The sequence below is a fragment of the Pandoraea sp. B-6 genome (genome assembly GCF_000282835.1).
GTDB classification, from domain to species: domain Bacteria; phylum Pseudomonadota; class Gammaproteobacteria; order Burkholderiales; family Burkholderiaceae; genus Pandoraea; species Pandoraea cepalis.
In genome coordinates, this window is record NZ_KB290555.1 from 387 (window position 1) to 656 (window position 270).

Below are 270 nucleotides of genomic sequence, written 5' to 3' on the forward strand. Positions count from 1 at the left end.
CGGAGGGCGCGGAGGGCGTGGAGGGCGTGGCGGCATCGTGCGTGTTCTCGGTGCTGGGCAGCACCGGCGCATGCGCGGTAAGTGGGGTGAGGTCGGCGTTCACCACGGCAGATCCTTGCCCAGCGCGGCCATCACACGCTGCCAGCGCGTGGCGACGGTGGCATCGACTTCGCCACTCGCGGCTTCGGCCTTGCAGCCGCCGCGTTCGATGGTGGAATCGGCGCGCACGGTCCAGCCCGCAGCGCGCAGTTCCGCGCCCACATGCGCGTC

1 protein-coding gene is annotated in these 270 nt (G+C 72.2%); it reads right to left on the minus strand.

Features of this window, described 5'->3' with window-relative positions; all coding sequences use genetic code 11:
* Positions 1 to 99: 99 nt before the first annotated feature.
* Complete coding sequence (locus A985_RS29885) at positions 100 to 261, minus strand: FliH/SctL family protein (protein WP_369751602.1); 162 nt, start codon at positions 259 to 261, stop codon at positions 100 to 102.
* Positions 262 to 270 lie beyond the last annotated feature (9 nt).